The organism is Paracidovorax anthurii, from assembly GCF_003269065.1.
GTDB classification, from domain to species: Bacteria; Pseudomonadota; Gammaproteobacteria; order Burkholderiales; family Burkholderiaceae_C; genus Paracidovorax; species Paracidovorax anthurii.
Genome location: NZ_QLTA01000009.1, coordinates 35700 through 55780 on the forward strand (window position 1 = coordinate 35700; position 20081 = coordinate 55780).

Annotated in this window: 15 protein-coding genes; 4 read left to right on the forward strand and 11 right to left on the reverse strand. The window is 69.0% G+C overall.

Going from position 1 to position 20081, the window contains the following annotated elements:
- Positions 1–55: 55 nt before the first annotated feature.
- The 3 genes from guaD to AX018_RS06500 are packed head-to-tail and all read right to left on the reverse strand — an operon-like array spanning position 56 to position 3451.
- Positions 56–1375: a guanine deaminase gene (gene guaD, locus AX018_RS06490; protein ID WP_111876491.1), complete on the reverse strand. Its 1320-nt coding sequence runs from the start codon at positions 1373–1375 to the stop codon at positions 56–58.
- Positions 1347–2756: a heavy metal sensor histidine kinase gene (locus AX018_RS06495; protein ID WP_111876492.1), complete on the reverse strand. Its 1410-nt coding sequence runs from the start codon at positions 2754–2756 to the stop codon at positions 1347–1349. Before AX018_RS06495 ends, guaD begins: the two co-directional genes overlap by 29 nt.
- Positions 2753–3451 (reverse strand): heavy metal response regulator transcription factor, encoded by a 699-nt coding sequence (locus tag AX018_RS06500; protein WP_146749242.1) that lies wholly within the window; start codon positions 3449–3451, stop codon positions 2753–2755. Before AX018_RS06500 ends, AX018_RS06495 begins: the two co-directional genes overlap by 4 nt.
- Before the next feature lie 159 nt (positions 3452–3610).
- Between AX018_RS06500 and AX018_RS24660 the strand changes: the two genes are divergently transcribed.
- A complete protein-coding gene (locus AX018_RS24660) occupies positions 3611–4072 on the forward strand; it encodes a CzcE family metal-binding protein (protein WP_146749243.1) in 462 nt (153 codons plus the stop codon).
- Between the two features lie 37 nt (positions 4073–4109).
- Here AX018_RS24660 and AX018_RS06510 read toward each other — a convergent pair whose 3' ends face one another.
- The 6 genes from AX018_RS06510 to AX018_RS06535 all read right to left on the reverse strand — a co-directional run bounded on the left by AX018_RS06510 (position 4110) and on the right by AX018_RS06535 (position 12791).
- Complete coding sequence (locus AX018_RS06510) at positions 4110–5195, reverse strand: BMP family ABC transporter substrate-binding protein (protein ID WP_111876493.1); 1086 nt, start codon at positions 5193–5195, stop codon at positions 4110–4112.
- 117 nt (positions 5196–5312) lie between these two features.
- A complete protein-coding gene (locus AX018_RS06515) occupies positions 5313–6254 on the reverse strand; it encodes a 2-hydroxyacid dehydrogenase (protein ID WP_111876494.1) in 942 nt (313 codons plus the stop codon).
- Between the two features lie 236 nt (positions 6255–6490).
- A complete protein-coding gene (locus AX018_RS06520) occupies positions 6491–7804 on the reverse strand; it encodes a CitMHS family transporter (RefSeq protein ID WP_111876495.1) in 1314 nt (437 codons plus the stop codon).
- A 122-nt stretch (positions 7805–7926) separates the two neighbouring features.
- Positions 7927–10689 carry an aconitate hydratase AcnA gene (gene acnA, locus AX018_RS06525; protein ID WP_111876496.1) on the reverse strand — a complete coding sequence of 921 codons (2763 nt, stop codon included), beginning with the start codon at positions 10687–10689 and terminating at the stop codon, positions 7927–7929.
- 177 nt (positions 10690–10866) lie between these two features.
- Positions 10867–11799 (reverse strand): GntR family transcriptional regulator, encoded by a 933-nt coding sequence (locus AX018_RS06530; RefSeq protein WP_111876565.1) that lies wholly within the window; start codon positions 11797–11799, stop codon positions 10867–10869.
- A 17-nt stretch (positions 11800–11816) separates the two neighbouring features.
- Entirely contained in the window at positions 11817–12791 is a 975-nt protein-coding gene (locus tag AX018_RS06535; protein ID WP_170146197.1) for a Bug family tripartite tricarboxylate transporter substrate binding protein, read from the reverse strand.
- Between the two features lie 86 nt (positions 12792–12877).
- Between AX018_RS06535 and AX018_RS06540 the strand changes: the two genes are divergently transcribed.
- The 3 genes from AX018_RS06540 to AX018_RS06550 are packed head-to-tail and all read left to right on the forward strand — an operon-like array spanning position 12878 to position 15921.
- Positions 12878–13990 (forward strand): lactonase family protein, encoded by a 1113-nt coding sequence (locus tag AX018_RS06540; protein ID WP_111876498.1) that lies wholly within the window; start codon positions 12878–12880, stop codon positions 13988–13990.
- A complete protein-coding gene (gene prpF, locus AX018_RS06545) occupies positions 13987–15183 on the forward strand; it encodes a 2-methylaconitate cis-trans isomerase PrpF (protein ID WP_111876499.1) in 1197 nt (398 codons plus the stop codon). The genes AX018_RS06540 and prpF overlap by 4 nt, the downstream gene beginning before the upstream one ends.
- A gap of 9 nt (positions 15184–15192) precedes the next feature.
- On the forward strand, positions 15193–15921 hold the full coding sequence (locus tag AX018_RS06550; protein WP_111876500.1) for a transporter substrate-binding domain-containing protein: 729 nt from the start codon (positions 15193–15195) through the stop codon (positions 15919–15921).
- Positions 15922–16162: 241 nt separating this feature from the next.
- Here AX018_RS06550 and AX018_RS06555 read toward each other — a convergent pair whose 3' ends face one another.
- Both AX018_RS06555 and AX018_RS06560 read right to left on the reverse strand, forming a co-directional pair.
- A complete protein-coding gene (locus AX018_RS06555; protein ID WP_111876501.1) occupies positions 16163–18652 on the reverse strand; it encodes a penicillin acylase family protein in 2490 nt (829 codons plus the stop codon).
- A 194-nt stretch (positions 18653–18846) separates the two neighbouring features.
- Positions 18847–19902, reverse strand: a complete 1056-nt coding sequence (locus tag AX018_RS06560) for an adenosine deaminase (protein WP_111876502.1) — start codon at positions 19900–19902, stop codon at positions 18847–18849.
- Between the last annotated feature and the right edge of the window lie 179 nt (positions 19903–20081).

Consider the following 20081-nt stretch of genomic DNA (forward strand, 5'->3'; position numbering starts at 1 on the left):
ACGCGATACTACTCTTTTCATAGCTGCATACCGGCGTTCCATATGCCCTCGCGGGCTATGGGGCCGCAGCGATCACGGTGCGCTCGATGAGCCGGTCATCGCCCAGCACGATCATCGCGAACAGCAGCTCGTCCAGGCTCGCGGCCTGGGCCACCCTGCGCGCGAGCAGCGGGGTCGCCCGGGGGTTCAGCACCACGAAGTCGGCCTCGCAGCCCGGCTGCAGGTTGCCGATCACGCCGTCGAGCCCGAGGGCGCGCGCGGCGCCGGCCGTGTGTTGCCACCACAGGTGCCCCGGCGGCAGCGACAGCCCCGGCTTGGTCTGCCCTTCGCGGCCCACATAGTAGGCGGCGAGCATGGTGTGGAACGGGCTGAAGCTGGTGCCGCCGCCCACGTCGCTCGCGAGGCCGTAGCGCATGCCCATGCGGTCGGCGCTGGCATAGTCGAAGAAGCCGCTGCCGAGGAACAGGTTGCTGGTCGGGCTCACGGCCGCCACGGTGCCGGTGTCGCGCATGAGTGCGCGGTCCTCGTCGTCGAAGTGGATGCAGTGCGCGTACACGGCCCGCTCACGCAGGAGGCCGAAGCCCTCGTACACGGCGAGGTAGCTGCGGGCCCGGGGAAAGAGTTCGCGCGCCCAGCGGATCTCGTCGCGGTTCTCGGCCACGTGGGACTGGATCCACACGCCGGGGTGGCGCGCGGCCAACTCGCCCGCGCCGCGCAGCTGCGCCTCGCTGCAGCTGGGCGCGAAGCGCGGCGTGATGGCATAGCCCAGCCGGCCCCGGCCGTGCCAGCGGCGGATCAGCGCCTCGGTGTCGATCAGCGACTGCGCGGTTGCGTCGCGCACGCCGTCGGGCGAGTGGCGGTCCTGCAGCACCTTGCCGGCGATGATCCGCAGGCCGCGCGCAGAGGCCTCCTCCATGAGGGCGTCCACCGATGCGGGGTGCGAGGTGGCGAAAGCGAGCGCGGTGGTGACGCCGTTGCGCAGCAGCTCGTCGAGGAAGAAGGTGGCCACGCCGCGCGCGTACGCCGCGTCGGCGAAGCGCGATTCGTGCGGGAAGGTGTAGTGCTCCAGCCAGGGCAGCAGCCCCTCGGCGGGCGAGCCGATCACGTCGGTCTGCGGGAAGTGCACGTGCATGTCCACGAAACCCGGGGCGATGATGCGCCCCGGCCAATGCTCGGCCGGCAGCCCCGCGAAGCGCGGCGCGAGCGTCTGCCAGTCGCCCGCCGCGATCACGCGCGGCAGGCCGCAGGCATCGGGGCCGGTGGCGAGCAGGCCGTCCTCGTCGTAGCGGGGCGAGCCATCGCCATCGAAGCGCAGCAGCGCGGCGCGGTAGAGCCGGGTGGCGGATTCAGGGGGCGCAGGAGTCGTCGCGGGCATGGGAGCATGATGACACGGGGTGCCCCTCCCCCGCGGGCAGGCGGATGCCGATCTCCACCCAGCCTGCCCCGGATGCGGCGAACGCCTCGCCGCCATGCATGCGCGCGATCGCGGACACGATGGCCAGGCCCAGCCCGTGGTTGCGGTCGGCCTGCGGGCGCGCGGTGTCCACGCGGTAGAAGCGGTCGAAGATGCGCGGCAGATGCCGGGCCTCGATCCCCGGCCCCTGGTTGCGCACCGAGAGCGAGACGGTTTCCGGCGGGCCCGGCATGCGGCCGATGCACACCTGCACGACGGAGCCCGGCGTGGCATACCGCGTGGCATTGCCCAGCAGGTTGGAGAGCGCGCGCCGCAGCAGCCGCGCATCCACTGTGGCGGGCGCGTCGCCCACGATCTCGGCCCGCAGGCCGGCGTCCTGGATGGCCGCCTCGTGGAACTCCAGCACCTCGATGGCCAGCGCCGACAGGGCCGGCACGCGCTCGCTGCGCGCCGCGGCGCCCCGGTCGGCCTGCGAGAGAAAGAGCATGTCGGCCACGATGCCCGCCAGGCGCCGCAGCTCCTCCAGGTTGGAGGCCAGGGTTTCCTGCAGCTCGGCCTCGCCGCGCGAACGGCGCAGGGCCAGCTCGCAACTGCTGATGAGGGTGGCCAGCGGTGTGTTCAGCTCGTGCGCCACGTCGGCGTTGAAGGCCTCCATCTGCCCATAGGCGCCGGAAGCGCGGTCGAGCAGCGCGTTGAACTGCGCGATCAGCGGCTGCAGCTCGGTGGGCTGGGCAGAGCCGTCGAGCCGCTGGCCCGTGCCCGTGGCCGTGAGACCCGCGGTCTGCGCCACCAGGTGCCGCAGTGGCGAAAGCCCCTGGCGCACACGCCAGAACGCCCCCAGCGACACGACGGCGGCCCCCGCGAGCGCGGCGATCAGCAGCGTCCACGCGAGCCGGCGCAGCAGGGCATCGTCCGCGCGGGTGTCGAGCACCAGCGTGGCATACACGGCGCGCCGGCTCTCGGGCGGCCCGTTGATCTCGAACGTGCGGCGCAGGTGGGCATCGTCCGCCGCCACCAGTTCCGGATTGCGCGCGTACACGACGCGGCCCTGCGCATCGGCCACGCGCAGGGCGAGTTCGCTGTGGCCGGCGAGCATGTCGTCCAGCATGTGGGCGGCGGCCTGCGCGCCATGGCCGGGGCGGTGGCCGGCAAGCACCTCCATCACGGCCCCTTCCTTCTGCGCGATGGCTTCTTCCTGGCGCTGCGCCATGGTCAGGGCGATGACCAGGTACACCGCCCCGCACACCACGCCCAGCCCCAGCACGGTCTGCACGGCCAGCCAGCGCGAGAGCGTGGCCCCCAGCGATGCCGCATGCGCATGGCCACCCGGGGCGGCCTTCACGCGGGCGCTCCCGGCACGCGCGCCTCCAGCACGTAGCCCATGCCGCGCACCGTGTGCAGCAGCGGCCGCTCGAAGGGCTGGTCGAGCTTGGCCCGCAGGCGGCGAACGGCCACCTCGACCACGTTGGTCTCGCTGTCGAAGTTCATGTCCCAGACCTGCTCGGCCAGCTCGGTGCGCGAGAGCACCTCGCCCTGGCGGCGCAGCAGCAGGCTCAGCAGGTTGAACTCCTTGGCCGTCAGGTCCAGCCGCTGGCCCGCGCGCACGGCCCGGCGGCGGATCAGGTCCAGCTCCAGGTCGGCCATGCGCAGCACGGTGGCCTCGGCGGGCGCGCGGGCGCCCTGCGCGCGGCGCAGCAGCACGTGCAGCCGCGCCACCAGTTCGGAAAACGCGAAAGGCTTGACGAGGTAGTCGTCGGCGCCGCCCTGCAGGCCCTGCACGCGGTCTTCCACGCGCCCCTGGGCGGTGAGCATCAGCACGGGGACCTGCCGGCGGGTGCGCAGGGCCGCGAGCACGGCCAGTCCGTCGATGCCCGGCAGCATGCGGTCGAGCACGATGAGGTCGTAGGCGTATTCGGTGGCGCGGTGCAGGCCGTCCACGCCGTCGTGCGCGACATCGACGACGAAGCCCTCTTCGCTCAGCCCCTTGCGCAGGTACTCGGCCAGCTTGACCTCGTCTTCGATCACCAGCAGTTTCATGCGGCGGATTGTGCCCACGCGCGGCGCCGGCGGAGATTACGAATTTGTCATCTGCCGGGCGGCGCTTTGTCGGCATCGCCTCCCTAGAGTTCGGGCTGTCCCAAGGCCATCGCCGCAAGACATGGCTCCACAACCCTTCCAACCAGGAGATCGATCACCATGACCCGCATCCGCACCACCCTGCTGTCCACCCTGGCCTGTGCCGCGCTGCTGCCCGCCGCCGCGTTCGCGAGCGACATCATCCACAGCGCGCCCACCGAATCGGGCTACACCTCGCACCCCGACCATGCCCGCACGGCGGCGGCCCCCGCCAACGCCAACGCCAGCACCGGCACCGCCGCCCCGGCGGCCCGCGGCGACACCTACGCCAACGGCCAGTCCGCGCTGGGCCGCGCCGCCAGCCCGGCCAACGCCACGCGCACGGTGGATGCCTCCCAGGCCCGCACCCTCAACGTGAAGTGCGGAGAAACCGTCGCCTTCCGCAACGGCGACAAGACCTTCGCCTGGAAGTTCGACGTGGCGGCCCACCGGCCCGTGAGCCTGGCGGCGATCAGCCCTTCGGACTTCGGCGCGAGCCCGCTGCGCGTGTACGTCGCGCCGAACGAAGGCGAACGCAACTGACGCGCCTGCGCCGCCGGCCATCCCCCAGGCTGCCGCGCTACCGCTGCACGCCCTCGACGAGCCAGTCCATGCGCAGGATTGCCTCGTCGCCGAGCGTGCGGCCCCGCGCGATCACCTCGCGGCCGGTGTTGTCCCGCACGGCTGTCGCGCCGGCGCTGAACGGGTGCAGGCGCCCGCGCGCGATGTCGTCCTGGCGCGCCAGCACCTCCCGCCGCACGGCGGGCGGCACCCGGCTGCCGAAGCCCTCCACGCGCACCATGCCCTCGCGCACGCCGCCCCAGACGCTGCCGCTCTTCCAGCGGCCTTCGAGCACGGCCCGCACGCGCTCGGTGTAGTAGGCACCCCATTGGTGGGTGACGGCCAGGATCTGCGCGTCCGGCCCCACGCGGCGCATGTCGGAGTGGTAGCCGATGGCGAGGCGGCCGCGCTCCTGGGCGGCGGCCATCACGGCGGTGGACCCCGTGTGGAAAGCCACCACGTCCACGCCCTCGTTGAAGAGCGCCATGGCGGCGTCGCGTTCCTTGGGCGGGTCGAACCAGGTGTCGAGCCAGATCACCTTGACGATGGCCTTCGGGTCCACCGAGCGCATACCCAGCGTGAACGCATTGATACCCTGCAACACCTCGGGGATCGGGAAGCCCGCCACGAAGCCGGCCACGTGCGACCGCGTCATGCGGCCGGCGGCCACGCCTGCGAGGTAGCGGCCCTCGTAGTAGCGCGCATTGGCGGTGGCCACGTTGGGCGCGGTCTTGTAGCCGGTGATGGATTCGAACTTCACGCCGGGAAAATCGCGCGCCACCTTCAGCGTGGGCTCCATGTAGCCGAAGCTGGGCGTGAAGATGATCTGGTGGCCCGTGGCGGCCAGGTCGCGGATCACGCGCTCGGCATCCGCGCCCTCGGGCACGTTCTCCACGAAAGTGGTGCGCACCCGCGCCCCCAGGGCGGCCTCCACCGCGCGGCGGCCCTCGTCGTGCTGGCGGGTCCAGCCGGCCTCGGTGATGGGCGATACGTAGACGAAGCCGGCCTTCACGGGCTCCGGCTCAGGGGAAGCGGGTCGGGACAGGGCGGCGGGGGCAGCGAAAAGACAGGCGGCCGCGAACGCGGCGGCGAGGTTTTTGTACATGGTGTTCCTCTACATGGTCCCGGGGGCGGAAAAACAAAAAGGCTGCCGGGACAGCAGCCTTTTGCCTGGAAATGCTCGCAAAAGCCGGCGGATTGTATTCCCCGGCCCTGCAGGCGCTTACACGGGAGAAACCACGCCCCGCCCGCTGAAATGCCCCTCGGCGTTGGCGAGGAAGCGGTCCACGCTGGACTGCACGGCCTCGGGCGACCAGCCCGCCACGTGGGGCGTGAGCACCACGTTCTCCAGCCCCACGAGCGCCTCGGGCGGGTGCGGCTCGCTCTCGTACACGTCCAGCCCCGCGCCGGCGATGCGGCGGTCGCGCAGCGCGGCGGCCAGCTCCTCGGTATCGACCACGCTGCCGCGCGCGATGTTCACCAGATAGCCCAGCGGGCCGATGGCATCGAGCACTTCGGCGTTCACCGCGTGGCGCGTTTCCGGGCCGCCGGGCGTGGCGCACACGAGGATGTCGCTCCACTCGGCCAGCTCCCGCAGGCTGTCGAAGTAGCGGTGCGGCACGCTCCCGCGCGGCCTGCGGTTGTGGTAGCCGATCTCCATGTCGAAGCCCGCCGCGCGGCGCGCGATCTTCTGGCCGATGGTGCCCAGGCCGAAGATGCCCAGGCGCTTGCCCGAGACGTTGGGCGGCAGGCCGATGGCGTCGCGCCACACGCCCTCGCGGCAGAGCCGGTCGAGCGGGCGCAGGCCGCGCACGATGGAGATCAGCAGCCCGAAGGCATGGTCGGCCACGCAGTCGTCGTTGGTGCCCGCGCCGTTGGCCACCGCGATGCCGCGCGCGCGGGCCGCGTCCAGCGCGATGTTCTCGTAGCCCGCGCCCATGGCACAGATGAGTTCGAGCGACGGCATGGCCTCGATCTCCTGCGCCGTGAGGCCGATGGAGCCGATGGTGAGCACGGCGCGGAACATCCCGCCGCGCGCGGTGATCGCCTGCGTGCGGTCGTTGGGCATGGGCGCGTAGTGCAGGTCATAGACCGCGGCGATCTGCGCCTGGTGCTGCGGCGACAGGGTATTGAGGACGAGCAGGGGGATGCGGGGAGTGGACACGGTTTCGCTTCCATTTTTATAGCAGTTGGCGCCCGATGCACGGGCGCTTGAGCGCCACGGCAGCCCTCCAGGTCTGCCACGGCGCCCCGGCCGGGTGCCCCGATTGTGCGCCAGCCCCGCGCCCTCCGGGCAAGGGTGTGGGAGACAAGCCCTGGAAAACGGAATGCATGGCCCAGTCCACCCCGTTGACCTGACTGGCCCGTTGCACACCAGGCCCACGGTGATGGATGCGGGCGCTACAGCAACGGCACCACCCCAAAGAGGGCAGCGGAAAGGATCATGACCACCACGAGCAATGCGGCCCATTTGAAGGTGAACCTCTGGTGCGCCCCGAACTCGACACCGGCCACCCCCATCAACACGTAGTTGGCGGCCACCAACGGGCTGAGTTGATGGATCGGCTGGCCCAGCAAAGAGGCCCGGGCAATGACCTCCGGCGCGATCCCATAGGTCTTCGCGGCCTCGGCAAGGATGGGCACCACGCCGAAGTAGAACGCGTCGTTCGACAGGAAGAACGTGAAGGGCGCGCTGAGCAGGCCCGTGATCAACGGCATGAACTGCCCTGCCGAGTGGGGGATCGACTGGATGACGCTTTGCGCGATGGCATCGGTCATCTTCGTTCCGGACAGGATGCCCGTGAAAACGCCAGCGGCGAAGATCAACGACACCACCGCCAGGGCGCTCGGTGCATGCGATGCAATCCGCTCCTTCTGGTCGTTGACATTGGGGAAATTGACGCTGATCGCGATGGCAAACGCTCCCATGAACAACAGCGCCAGCGGCCACTTGCCGTGCACGAGCAGAACCATCAGCGCGGCGGTGAGTACCAGATTGAAAGCCATCTTGGCACGCGAGGTTCTCGGCCTGTCGGACTCGCCGAGGTCCAGGCGGCCGCCCAGTGGCGACTCTTCCGTGGCGACAGGCGTCCAGGTCACGGCCTGAAGGCGATGGCGCTCCTTGAGGCCCAGGTACCAGGCAATCCCGAGCGTTGCGGCACTCGCCATGAGGATCGACGGGATCAAGGGCGTGAAGACCTGCGTGACATCCAGATGCAACGTGCTCATCACGCGTGCGGTCGGCCCGCCCCACGGCGCGATGTTCATGATGCTGTTGCCCAGCATCGTCACGCAGGGAAGGATCAAGGGATTGATGCCCAGCCTGCGATGCAGGGGCAGCATGGCAGAGCAGCACAACAGGTAGGTCGTGGAGCCATCGCCATCGAGGGAGACGATCAGCGCCAGGATGGCCGAGCCCACCACGACCCGCATGGGGTCGCCCCTGCACAGGCGAATGATGCAGCGGATGAGCGGGTCGAAAAGGCCCACGTCGATCATCAGGCCGAAGTACAGGATCGCGAACAGCAGCAACACCCCGGTCGGGGCGATCGCCCGGATTCCCGAGACGACCATCGGGCCGATATCGGCCCCGAAGCCTCCGATGACGGCGAACACGATCGGCACCACGATGAGCGCGATGAGGGCCGTCGCGCGCCCTGACATGATCAATGCCATGAAGACCACGATCATTGCGTACGCAAGCAAGGTCAGCATATTGGTTTCCTGGTGTGTGGTGGAGTTTTCCGGCGGCGCGCGCGCAGGCTCGCGCCACCAGCCCACTGGGTATCGCGGATTGCCGGGATGTGAGGGCCGGCGCACGCGCGCCGGGACAGTCGCTAGCCCAGGGTGATGCCCTGGCGTGCCCCCGGAACGTCGCCGGCCGGCAACGCGCCGGGGCATTCATGCGCAAGCCCCTGGGGCCTGGCATCGTGTGGCCCGGAGGACAGCGCCTCGGCGCCCACATAGTCCCGCCACACCCTCGGAAGAATGCCGCCGTGGCGCCAGTAATCGACGTCCTCGGCGGTATCCAGGCGAATGGTCAAAGGCACGGTGGTCGCGGTCCCATCGGGACGGTGGAACACCGCCTCGACGCGGCCGTTCACGGCCAGGCGGCCATCGAGGCCTGGGATGTCGATCGTCTCGCTGCCATCGAGGCCCAGCGTCTCGGCGGTGGTCCCGGCGTCGAACTGCAGGGGCAGGACCCCCATGCCCACGAGGTTGGTGCGGTGGATGCGCTCGAAGCTCTCCGCGATGACCGTCTTCACGCCGAGCAGGGCAACCCCCTTCGCAGCCCAGTCGCGCGAGGAGCCGCACCCGTAGTTCTTTCCGGCAATGACCGCCAGCGGAGTGCCGCGCTCCATGTATTGGACAGCCGCCTCGAACACGCGCATCGGCTCTCCCTCGGGCATGACCTTCGTATAGCCGCCTTCGACACCCGGAACGATCCGGTTGCGCAGTCGGATGTTGGCGAAGGTGGCCCGCACAGCCACATCATGGTTCCCGCGGCGGGTCGTGTAGTTGTTGAAATCCGGCTTCTGGACACCCTTGCCCAGCAGGAAGTCGGCGGCAGGAGTGCCCAGGCTGATGGCACCGGAAGGCGATATATGGTCCGTGGTCACGGAATCGCCCAGGATGACCAGTGGACGCATGCCCTTCATGTCCTGCACCGCAGGCGCCTCGCGCGCCAGGCCCTCGAAGTAAGGCGGCCGCCGCACGTACGTGCTGGACTCCTGCCACGGGAAGCGCACGCTGGCCTCGCCAGCCAGTGCATCCCAGGCCTCGCCGCCGTCGAACAGGTCGGCATACTTCGCGCGGAACAGCTCCGGACCGTAAGCGCCGCTGACTGCGGCATTGATTTCGGCGGCGGTGGGCCAGATGTCCTTGAGGTACACGGGCTGGCCATCGCGGCCGGTGCCGATGGGCTCTGTCGTCACGTCGACGGTCAACGATCCGGTGAGGGCGTACACGACCACCAGCGCCGGCGAGCCAAGATAGGCAGCGCGGACATTCGGATGAATGCGGCCTTCGAAGTTCCGATTGCCCGAGAGGACGGCCGTTGCCACCAGCTTGTCTCTCTCGATTGCATCCGCGATCGGTTCGGGCAGCGGCCCCGAGCCACCGTTGCAGGTGGTACAGCCGAAGCCTGCCACGTGGAAGCCCAGCGCGTCGAGCACCGGCTGCAGGCCGGCCTTCTCCAGAACGGCCGCAGTGACGTGGCTGCCAGGAACGAGCGAGGTCTTGACCCAGGGCCTGGATTGCATGCCCAGCGCCACCGCCTTCCTGGCCACCAGGCCGGCAGCCATCATGTTGATGGGGTTGGCCGTGTTGGTGCAGCTGGTGATGGCGGCGATGACCACCGCCCCGTCGCTCAGCGCAAAGTCCGCCCCGGCGACAGGAGCGGCCCGCGCAGGATCGATCGGCCGTCCGGCGATCTCCAGATGGTGCTGCGCGAATGCGGCGGGTACCGTCTCCAGATCCAGGCGATCCTCCGGATTGCGAGGCCCCGACAGGCAGGGGCGAATCCCCGCCAGGTCGAGGGTCATCACCTTGTCGAACCGGGGCGCCGGGGTGGAGCGGTCGCGCCACAGCTTCTGCGCCTTGGCATATGCCACGATCAGGTCGATCTGCGCCGGCTCCCGGCCCGTCATCTTCAGGTAGTCGACGGTCTGCTCATCGATGGGGAAGTACACGGCGGTGGCGCCGTATTCCGGGGCCATGTTCGCGATCATTCCGCGCTCCCCGAGCGACAGCGCTTTCAGGCCTTCGCCAAAGAACTCGACGAACTGGCCGACGACACCCTGCTCGCGCATGAGCCGGGTGATGGCGAGCACCAGGTCGGTGGGCAGCACGCCCTCGCTCAGCCGGCCCTTCACTTCCAGTCCGACCACCTCGGGGAGCGCAAGCGCCACGGGCTTGCCCACCATCACGGCTTCCGCCTCGATGCCGCCCACCCCCCAACCGAGGACTCCCAGCCCATTGATCATGGGCGTGTGGCTGTCGGTGCCAACGCAGGTATCGGGGATGGCCAGATCGCCCTCCTCGGTCTTCTCCGTCCAGACCACCTGGCCGATGTACTCTAGGTGGATCTGGTGCATGATCCCTTTGCCCGGCGGAACGATGCGCACGCCCTCAAAGCTGCTGCTGCACCAGCGCAGGAACGCGAAGCGCTCGCGATTGCGCTCGTATTCACGCTCGAGATTGAGGCGGCGGGCATCCGGGCTCGCCCAGCGATCCACCTGAAGCGAGTGATCGATGATCACATCCACAGGGACCTTGGGTCTCACCTGGGCCGGATCTCCACCGGCCTCGGCCACCGCATCGCGCATGCCCGCCAAGTCCACCAGCATGACCTGCCCGAGGATGTCCTGTCCGAAGACGCGCACCGGATAGAAACTGAGGCCGCTGCCCACGCGGCGCTGCAAAAGCGCGTCGATTTCAGCCTGGGTATCGATGCCGCGGCTGGCCTGGCGCAACAGATTCTCCAGCAGGATGCGCAGGGAAAACGGGAGGCTGTCGACGCCCGGGACGTTTGCGATCGAAACATATCGCGTGGATCCGCTGGGCAGCGGCAGAACATGGATTTCCGGCTTCAAAGTCATGGTGGGTCACTCTCGATGGATCTGGCGAACGTTCGGTGGCGGCGGTCCATGGGCCCATCGAGGACGGGCGCCACGGCAGCCGAAGGCCACCGATTTGCTGAATTGTATTTTCTAACCACTTTCAACATTAAAGGACGAGGAAAAACCCCACCCCGCCGCCGCGGGCGACCCACCCGGTCATTGTTCGGGCGTGAATACCTCGGTCTGCTTCAACTTGCCGCGGCGCGCGCCGTCCAGATGCGCCCGCATCAGGACGGCGGCCTGGACCATGTCCAGCTTCTCGATCGCATCGAGGATGGCCAGGTGCTCCATGGCCTGGACGCGACGGGCGTCGCGCCGGGATGCCTGCCGGTACTCGACCAATCGCCGCAATTGATTGATCCGCCGCACCGACTGCAGCACGAAGCGGTTGTGGCCCCACTCGGCCAAGGTCTCGTGAAAGCGACTGTTGGCCTCGAACAGCTCGATGGCCGTCATGGATTCATAGCCACCATCGACGATCCGCCGCTGCTCGGCCAGCAAGCGCTTGAGGGCCGCAGGATCGAAGGCAAAGGTTGCGCTCAGCAGCGAGTTCGGCTCGATGAACTGGCGATAGAGGTAGCTCTCCTCATAGGACTCGGAGGAGTCGATCAACGGCAGGAAACGCCATCCGTGCCCCATGCTCTGCTCGACCCAGCCTTCTTCGGAGATGCGGGACAGCACCTTGCGCAGGGAGCTGCGCGCGATCCCATAGCGGCGCATGAGATCCGCCTCGTTCACCTCGTCGGGGAGCAGCTTGCGCTGCAGGTCATCGGCGATCCGCAGGTACACCGGGTCATCCGTCGTGAGCAGGCTGGCGACGGCGCCATCCCAGTCCTTGGCGTCCTTGACCAGGAAGAAGCCACGATTGGCGTCCTGCTGGAGGACCCCCAGCCGGGAGAGATGGCGCAGGGCCGCCTGCACGGGGGAGCGCGAAGTGCCGATACGCTGGGCGATGTGGACTTCCGGGAGGTGCTCCCCTGCACGGCGGCCCTCCCGGCGTACCAGGGCGACGATCTCGCGAGCCACCTTGAGCTGCAGAGCCGTGAGTTCGGAACCGGGGTTGTCCTGGGTTTGGGTGTGCGCATGCATGCCCATAGTCTAGGAGCTCAGTCGATCTTCACCCTCCACTGCCTGATCTGCCTGGACCAGCGCTGATTCTCCCGTGCGATCAGGTCCGCGAATTCCCTGGGGCCGGCGCCGATGGGCTCCGTCATGCCTGCCGCCAGGCGCTCCGCGACCTCTTTCTCCTGGAGTGCGGCGCTGGCGGCCCCGTGGATCCGGGCGATCACCGGCTCGGGCGTTCCCTTGGGGACCACGAGACCCATCCATGAGGTGAACGCATAGCCGGCGACACCGCTTTCCGTGACGGTCGGGACATCCGGCAGTGCCTTGGACCGTGAACTGCCAGTGACCGCGAGGGCCTTGAGCTTCCCCGCCCTGATGTGAGGAAGTGCCGCGAGCGGGAACGCGATCGCCGTGCTGATTTCGCCGCCCAGCAGCGCAATGATCGAGTTGCTGCCGCCCTTGTAGGGAACGTGCATGACGTCGATCCTGGCCATCGACTTCAGCATTTCGCCGGCCAGGTGATTGGCGCTGCCATTGCCCGCCGTTCCATAGGAATACCTGCCGGGCTCCTTGCGGGCCAGTTCGATGAATTCCCGCAGGTTGTTCGCCGGAACCGAGGGGTGGGCCACGATCACGAGGTCGATCGATGTCAACCAGGTCACCGCGGCGAACGACTCCACCTTGTAGCCGGGGTTGGGGTACAGGGCGGGATTCAGGGCCATCGTTCCCTGATTGACGAAGGTCACCGTGTAGCCGTCCGGCGCGGCCTTCGCGCCCAGCGCGGTTCCGATGTTCCCGCCCGCGCCACCGCGGTTGTCGATCACCACGGGCTGGCCAAGGACCTGCTGCATCCTGGCCTGGATCGCGCGGCACACCGTATCCGCATCTCCCCCGGCAGGTTGCGGAACGATGAGGGTGACCGGCTTGTCGGGGTACTTCTCCTGGGCCATGGCCCCGCCAGCCAGGCGACCGATGGAAAGGCAGACAGAGGCCTTGAGAAGCTTTCTGCGTTGCATGGGATGCATAAGTCGGGTTCCATGGTTTGCCTCCATACACAATGTATAAAGTGATCATATAATTCAATACAAACAACGGATGGCGCATGGAGACAAACCCTTGGTCCGGATCAGCGAGCCCTCGGCGATGGGCCTTCGTGGGCTGCAGGACGTCCGCAGCCCGCAACGCGCAGGGCACGGCGATCGAGGTCTACGAGCGCGGCGGTGACGGCGCGTGGCGGCACGCACACTCAGTGCCCGCGGGAGACAACCCGTCCTACCTGGCGCTCGATGCGGCCGAGCGGTTTCTGCATGCCGTCCACGGCGATGGCTCCTCGGTGAGCAGCTTCGCGGTGCGGGCGGACGGCACCCTTCAACGGCTGGGAAACCAGAGCACCGAGGGCCTCAACCCGGTGCATCTCTCGTTCTCCCCGTGCGGCCGCTGGGTGGTCGTTGCGAACTACGCCACGGGAAGCGTCGTTTCGCTCCCCGTGCGTGCCGATGGAAGCCTGGGGACGGTTGCCTGCAAGCTGGAGCTGCCGGATGCCCCCGGGCCCCACCGCCTGCAGCAGCGCGGCTCCCACCCGCATCAGGTGGTCTTCGACCCTTCCGGCAACTGGCTGCTCGTTCCCGACAAAGGGGGAGATGCCGTGCACACGCTCACGCTCGACGCGGCGACCGGCGCACTGCGGCGGGTCGCATCCCTGCACTGCGCACCGTGCAGCGGCCCCCGCCACCTGGTGTTCGATCGCTCCGGAACCAAGGCTTGGGTGGTGCTTGAGCTCTCCAGCCAGGTCCTGTCGATGCACTTCGATCCCTCCAGCGGCATCCTCCAACCCCATCAGCGCATCGCGTCCGTTCCGGAATCCTTCACCGGAGAAAGTTCTGGCGCCGGCATCCTGATCACCGACGATGGCGAGGCACTGTGCGTGTCGAACCGAGGCCATGGGAGCGTCTGCGTTTACGCGGTCGGCCGCGCCTCCGGCGTGCTCAGCCGGCCCGTATGGATCGGTGCGGGAGGCCTGGTTCCACGATTCATCTGCCAGGCGCCGGCGGCCACCGGCGCTCGCGAAACAGACGCCGACGCCAGCCGCACTTCGATCCTGGTCGCCAACGAGGATGCGCACACGATCGTGCGCGCGTCTGTCGATTCCGACCCCTTCGTCTTCGCCCACACGGGAAGCCCCGTGTGTGTTGTCTTCACCCAAGGAAGCCCATGAGCAAGCAATCCCCCCAAGTCGGCATCCGAGCCACCTACATGCGTGGCGGCACCAGCAAAGGCGTGTTCTTCACGCTGGATGACCTCCCGCAAGCAGCGCGCCGGCAGGGCCAGGCCCGCGATGCGCTGATGCTCCGTTTGGCGGGCAGCCCCGACCCCTACGGGAAGCAGATCGATGGCATGGGCGGGGCCACGTCCAGTACCAGCAAGGTCGTTATCGTGGGCCCGGGGTCCCGCGGAGATTGCGATGTGGACTATCTCTTCGGCGCAGTGTCCATCGAATCGCCGGTGGTGGATTGGAGCGGCAACTGCGGCAACCTCACTTCGGCTGTCGGCCCGTTCGCGATCCAGCGTGGCCTCGTGAAGGCGCCCCGGGACGGCATCGCAGTGGTCCGCATCTGGCAGGCCAATATCCAGAAGACCATCATTGCCCACGTGCCCATGCAGGACGGTCAGGTCGTCGAAACCGGTGATTTCGAGCTGGACGGCGTCACCTTCCCTGCGGCACAGATTCAGCTGGAGTTCCTGGATCCCGGTGCCGACGGGGAGGGCGAGGGCGGCGCGATGTTCCCGACAGGGAACATGATCGACCGCATCGAGGTCCCGGGCATCGGCACCATCGAGGCCACCTTGATCAACGCCGGCAACCCGACCATCTTCGTGGATGCCGCGACGCTGGGCCTGAAAGGTGCGGAGCTGCAGCCGGAGTTCAACGGCGATGCAGCGCTGCTGGCGCGGTGCGAAACCCTCCGGGCACACGCGACCGTCGCCATGGGACTGGCCCAGTCGGCGACGGAGGCCACCGAGAAGCGGCCCCACACGCCCAAGCTGGCATTCGTCTCCACACCGGTTGCCTACACGGCATCGAGCGGGAAGCCGGTGCGCGCCGAGGACATGGACCTGTGCGCCCGCATTCTCTCCATGGGGAAGCTGCACCATGCCATGACCGGCACCGGTGCCGTCGCCATCGCTGTGGCCGCGGCCATCCCGGGCACGCTCGTGTCGCGCCTGCTGGGCGAAGGACTGCACCGCGAAGTCCGGTTCGGCCACCCGTCCGGTACCTTGACGGTCGGCGCGGAAGCCGCAGAGGTGAATGGAAGCTGGACGGTGACAAAGGCCCTCATGAGCCGCAGCGCCCGCCGCCTGATGGATGGCAACATCTATGTCCCGGCCAACAGCGTCGAGACAGCCTGAGAGGTTCACATGCAGTTCACGGAGCAGGAACGGAAGTCGATCGCACCGATGGGCATCCTTCGGTCCACCATCAACCTCGGAAATCCGATCCTGGCCCGCCAGGAGCCCGGCATGGATCATCCCGAGGGCGTGTCCGTCGATCTGGCCAGGTCACTGGCCGCACTGCTCGGGCTGGAGCTTCGGTTGCTGGTATTCGATGGCGCCGGCAAGGCCGTGAAAGCCGTTGCCGCGCAAGAGGCAGACATCGGCTTCTTCGCCATCGATCCCTTGCGCGCGGAAGGCATACGGTTCACCTCCCCGTATGTCCTCATCGAAGGCGCCTACATGGTCCGCGATGCCTCCCCCATCCAGAGGAACGAGGAAATCGACAGACCGGGCAACAGGGTCGTGGTCGGCCAGGGAAGCGCGTACGACCTCTTCCTGACGCGCGAGCTCCAGCAGGCGCAGATCGAACGGGCGCCGACTTCACCGGCGGTGGTGGACGTTTTTCTTGAAGGAGGCTTCGAGGTTGCGGCAGGCGTGCGCCAACAGCTTGAATCGGACGCGGCGCGATGGCCCGGGCTGCGGGTGCTGCCAGAGCGCTTCATGGTCATCGAACAGGCCATGGGTTTGCCCAGCACGCGCGACGACGCGGCCACGGGCCTGCTGGCCCGATTCGTCGAACATGCGAAGCAGGAGGGCATGGTGAGCGCGGCGCTGCGGCATCACAAGATCACGGGTGCGCGGGTGGCGCCATGACCATGGCGGCTCCAGGGGCCGCGCCCGGGCGCCTGCGCGGCAGAACGGGCTGCACCTGCGGGAATGGGGAGGGGCACGGATTGACTGCACGGGTCCACACGCTGCCGCCCCTGCGAACCTGAACAGCGCGCCACCCGGTGGGCGCGCCGGGCCTCGAAGCATTCTGCCCGCGCTGCGAAGGCGGCCGCAGATCGGATCAACCCCGATCCGCGGCCGGTTCGCCAGGGCTCCGTGCGGGCGCCTAGGGCCGCACGGTGACCGTGCGGTAGTTCGCGTCGCCGGTGATTTCGGCCTCGGTGAAGGGCACGCGCAGCCACTGGTGGGCGCCATAGGCGCGCGTGTAGTCGCCGTAGTGCGGCGATGCCGGATCGTCCGAGAGCGAATGGGTGAGCAGCGTGTGGGCCTGCACGCCGCCCACGGGGAAGGTAACGACCTGCATGTAGGTGTTGCCGTGCGGCTGGCCGTCCATGGCGTAGCCGCCCTGGTCGATGGAATTTTCCGAGCAGGTGACGGTGAAGTAGCCCCATCCGCAGCCGCCGTAGAGCGGGATCTTCTCCCCACCGCGCGTGGCGAAGAGCACCTCGCCCCGGGGGGCGTCCATCGCGAAGCCGCTGGCACGCACCTTCTGCACGGCCTCCGCGAAGGCCCGCCGCAGCGCGTCCGCAGCGCCCGGCCGCAGCCCCCGGGGCGTGTCGATCGGTTGGGCGGGATCGAAGGCCACCGCATAGAGCTGCGCCTCGGGCAGCGCCTGCGCGCGCCGCCAGAACTCGTCCCAGACGTGCGAGCCGCGCGCCGTGGCGGTGCCGGTGTTGTCCCAGGCGCGCAGGGCCGCGCAGGCGGAGGCCACGTCCACCTCGCTGCCGTTCAGGCCGATGCGGGGCGCGGCGCACACCATGCCGAGCGCCTCGTCCTTGAAGCGCTCGGCGGAGAACACCCGGCTGCCGAGCACCATCTGACGCACGACGGCGCTGCCGGCCAGGCGCCCCAGGTAGCCGTCGGTGCCGGCCAGGCGGTCGAGCACCATGGCATGGCCCAGGCGGGTGCGCAGCGACTGCGCCTGGGTGCCCGCGGGGCCGAAGATGGCGGGAAAGCCGGTGAGCGGCGCGCGGACGTTGGTGAGCCAGTAGCTGTCGTTCATGTTGGCCACGTAGTCCTCGCGCAGCTGGCTGGGCATGCGCGCGGGGCCGACGGCACCCTTCTGCACCGAATCGGCATCGCTCTGCCAGTCGCAGGCGCTGCGCGAGCCGTCGAAGAACGGCACGTTGGGCAGGGCCGCCGCCACCGCCTTCCCGAAGGCCGTGGTGCACGCGACCACCTGCTCGGCCGACACGTTGGGCACCGCGCCGATGTCTGCGTACCAGGCGCGGGCATCGCCCCGGCCCACGGCCACCGTGTTGACCCACGGCACGGCCGCCTCCTGGCGCTGGATGTCCATGAATTCATCGAGCGTCTTCGCCTGGCTCCAGCGCAGCCAGGTGCGGAAGGTGCGGTAGTTGTCGCCATTGATGTCGCGGATGGCGAAGGCCGTGGTCTGGCTCCAGGCCAGGGCGGGGTTGAGGCCGCTCAGGTCCGCCACGGGCCCGTACTCGGTCTTGTAGAGGGTGCGCGTCACGTCGGTGAGCGCTCCGGAGGCATCGCGGTTCTGCACCGTGATGGTGCTCGGGACCATGCCCACGCGCCGGCCGTCGCGCACGTAGCTCGTGCGATCGCCCTCGGCCAGCTGCAGCTGGTAGAACCCGAAGCGCCGCGCGGTGGACACCGTGTGGCTCCAGGCGACGTTGCCGTTGAAGCCGATCAGCACCACCGGGACGCCGAGGAACGAGACGCCGCTCACGTCCAGCTCGCCCGGAATCGTGATCTGCGCCTGATAGAAGCGGTCCGCCCCCTTCCAGTACCAGTGGGGGTTGCCGAAGAGCAGCGCGCTGCCCTCGCCCGTCGCGGCTGACCCGAAGCCCAGCGCATTGCTGCCGATGCCCAGCGTGCCGCCCACCTGCATGGAAGGCACGCGGGTGAGGGACGGGTCGATGCCGGCCGTGCGGACCGCCGGGGCCCGCGCCGCGCGCTGCGCGGCCACCTTGCCGGCCGGGGCCGACGCGGTGGCCGGCGGCAGCGTGGCGTTGGCGATCGCGGCGGCGAAGTTGCTGTAGCCGCCCGCCAGGTTGGCCGCGAACATGCGGCGCCACACGTCCTGCGCGGTGATGGGCTGCAGCCAGGGCTGGGCGCGGCAGGCCGCGTGGGCCGTGCCCGAGGCGACGACCTCGCGCAGGTAGCGGTTGTAGCCCGCGGCGAAACCCTCCACCATCTGCCGCAGCGGCTCGGGCTGCGAGGCCTCCATGCGCCCGACCACGTCGGCCGAGATCACGTGGCGGTGGAAGAAGTCGGACTCGATGTTCAGCGGGCGGCCCAGCGTGCTGTCGTAGGCCACCCGCGCGTCGCCGCCGAAATGGCGCGAACGCTCGCCCCGGTAGGTGAGGAAGGCATCGGCCATGGTGCACAGGTTGTCCTGCGCCTGGGCATAGCCGATCCCGAAGCCGGCGCCGCCCCAGTTGTCGGCCTTGATGTGGGGCACCCCCATCGTGGTGCGTCGGATCTCGGCCTGGTAGGAGGCCGTACGGTGGAACTCTGCCTGGTAGACGGCGTTGCTGGCGCCCCCGCCGCCGCAGGCCGACAACGCGGCCAGCAGCAGCAGCAGGGAGAGCGGGCGGATACCGCCGCGAAAGGTGTCTTGCATACGAAACGTCTCCTGGATGTTCGCGCGTGGGCGAACCATCGGAAACCGGCCCGCGTCCCGGACAAGGGGGCGGGCCGGCACGAAATGCCCGTTCGGGGCCCAGGGGAGACGAATGAGGGTGGCACGCTGTTCACAACCAATCGGTATGCCAGCGATAACGGCTGACGGCAGCGGGCGGGCGGGCCGGGCGGCCGTCAGCCGTCGTACTCGACGGCCCGCTCGAAATGCTGCTTGAGCCGGTGCTCCCATTCCCGCTTCTCGGGCACGGACGCGAAGCTCGCCTCGAAGCTGTTGAAGGCCAGCTGGTAGGCATGGCGGGCCGTCAGCCCCCGGTCGGCGGCGAAGAGCTGCGTGAAGTTCTCGTTGACATAGCCGCCGAAATACGCGGGGTCGTCGGAGTTGACCGTGGCGGCCAGGCCCGCGTCGAGCAGCTGGCGCAGGTTGTGGCGGGCCAGGTCGGGGAACACGCAGAGCTTGAGGTTGGAGAGCGGGCACACGGTGAGCGGGATGCGCTCGCGCGCCAGCCGCTCCATCAGCGCCGCGTCGTGCACGGCCTGCACTCCGTGATCGATGCGCTCGACCTGGAGCACGTCGAGCGCGCTGTGGATGTAGGCCGGCGGCCCCTCCTCGCCCGCGTGGGCGACGAGGCGCAGGCCCAGTTCGCGGCAGCGCGCGAAGACGCGGGCGAACTTCTCGGGCGGGTGGTCCACCTCGCTGCTGTCCAGGCCCACGCCGATGAACTTCTCGCGCAGCGGCAGGGCCTGCTCCAGCGTGGCGAAGGCGTCCTCCTCGCTCAGGTGGCGCAGGAAGCACAGGATCAGCGAGGCGGAGAGGCCCCAGCGCGCGCGCGCATCGGCGCAGGCGCGGTGCAGGCCGTTCACCACGGTGGCCATCGGCACGCCGCGCGCGGTGTGCGTCTGCGGGTCGAAGAAGATCTCGGCGTGGACCACATGGTCGGCGGCCGCGCGCTCCAGGTAGGCCATGGCCATGTCGTGGAAATCCTGCTCGTGCAGCAGCACGCTCGCGCCCGCGTAGTAGATGTCGAGAAAGCTCTGCAGGTCGGTGAACGCATACGCCGCGCGCAGCGCCTCCACGTCGGCATAGGGCAGCGCCACGCCGTTGCGCCGCGCCAGCGCGAAGATCAGCTCGGGCTCCAGCGAGCCCTCGATGTGGATGTGCAGCTCGGCCTTGGGCATGGTGCGCAGCAGCTCGGGCAGGTGCGCGGCGGGGATCGGTGGGACTTTGAACATCGTGGGCTCCTCTTCTGTGCGGGCGGGGCTCCGGCGCCAGCCCGGCTGGCACGGGGCGCCCGATGCATGGCTTGTACCACGGCACCCCCGCCCTGCCCAGCACCCTGCCCAGCACCCTGCCCAGCACCCTGCCCAGCACCCTGCCCAGTGCCCCGCCCCGGCGCGGGACCGCGCGGGCC

What these genes read in the sequence shown, in the direction of transcription:
- AX018_RS06535 (WP_170146197.1), bottom strand. Translation starts at nt 12,791, where the DNA reads ATGCAACGCAGAAAGCTTCTCAAGGCCTCTGTCTGCCTTTCCATCGGT.
- AX018_RS06520 (WP_111876495.1), bottom strand. Translation starts at nt 7,804, where the DNA reads ATGCTGACCTTGCTTGCGTACGCAATGATCGTGGTCTTCATGGCATTG.
- AX018_RS06555 (WP_111876501.1), bottom strand. Translation starts at nt 18,652, where the DNA reads ATGCAAGACACCTTTCGCGGCGGTATCCGCCCGCTCTCCCTGCTGCTG.
- AX018_RS06560 (WP_111876502.1), bottom strand. Translation starts at nt 19,902, where the DNA reads ATGTTCAAAGTCCCACCGATCCCCGCCGCGCACCTGCCCGAGCTGCTG.
- AX018_RS06550 (WP_111876500.1), top strand. Translation starts at nt 15,193, where the DNA reads ATGCAGTTCACGGAGCAGGAACGGAAGTCGATCGCACCGATGGGCATC.
- AX018_RS06510 (WP_111876493.1), bottom strand. Translation starts at nt 5,195, where the DNA reads ATGTACAAAAACCTCGCCGCCGCGTTCGCGGCCGCCTGTCTTTTCGCT.
- prpF (WP_111876499.1), top strand. Translation starts at nt 13,987, where the DNA reads ATGAGCAAGCAATCCCCCCAAGTCGGCATCCGAGCCACCTACATGCGT.
- guaD (WP_111876491.1), bottom strand. Translation starts at nt 1,375, where the DNA reads ATGCCCGCGACGACTCCTGCGCCCCCTGAATCCGCCACCCGGCTCTAC.
- AX018_RS06500 (WP_146749242.1), bottom strand. Translation starts at nt 3,451, where the DNA reads ATGAAACTGCTGGTGATCGAAGACGAGGTCAAGCTGGCCGAGTACCTG.
- AX018_RS06540 (WP_111876498.1), top strand. Translation starts at nt 12,878, where the DNA reads ATGGAGACAAACCCTTGGTCCGGATCAGCGAGCCCTCGGCGATGGGCC.
- AX018_RS24660 (WP_146749243.1), top strand. Translation starts at nt 3,611, where the DNA reads ATGACCCGCATCCGCACCACCCTGCTGTCCACCCTGGCCTGTGCCGCG.
- AX018_RS06530 (WP_111876565.1), bottom strand. Translation starts at nt 11,799, where the DNA reads ATGCATGCGCACACCCAAACCCAGGACAACCCCGGTTCCGAACTCACG.
- acnA (WP_111876496.1), bottom strand. Translation starts at nt 10,689, where the DNA reads ATGACTTTGAAGCCGGAAATCCATGTTCTGCCGCTGCCCAGCGGATCC.